Raw genomic sequence first — 556 nt, forward strand, 5'->3', positions numbered from 1 at the left:
TCTCAGGTCAGGCCGAGGACTCCTCACGCATGTATGCGCTGATCAACACGATTATTCCCGTACTCATTCGCTCAAAAAATGAAGAAGCGAACAAGAACAATGAAGAAGAGGACTTTTGGATTGACGAAAAAAACCGTCAAATTGAGATTAGCGAAAAAGGCTATGAGAAAATTGAGCGCTTTTTAATCGAAGTGGGCGAGCTAGGACCTGAAGAGAGTCTGTATAGTCCAAGTCGTCTGCCGCTGCTCGCGCACGTACAAGCCGCTATTCGCGCCCATCATATCTTTGTCAAAAACGTGCATTACATCGTCGATGAAGGCGAGGTAGTCATCGTTGATGAAAACACGGGGCGTACCATGCCTGGTCGCCGCTGGTCAGAGGGTCTGCATCAAGCGGTAGAGGCCAAAGAAAACGTCGAAATCCAAGCTGAGAACCAAACGCTGGCGACGACGACTTTTCAGAATTTTTTCCGCTTGTATGACAAATTATCTGGTATGACAGGTACTGCTGATACTGAGGCGGCAGAATTTAAATCCACTTACGATCTTGATGTTAT

1 protein-coding gene is annotated in these 556 nt (G+C 46.8%); it reads left to right on the forward strand.

What is annotated here, in order from left to right; all coding sequences use genetic code 11:
* Positions 1 to 556 (forward strand): preprotein translocase subunit SecA (locus ACTXGO_RS16620; protein ID WP_459112951.1); only part of this gene is annotated, 556 nt, incomplete at both ends.

The organism is Psychrobacter sp. T6-1, from assembly GCF_052258445.1.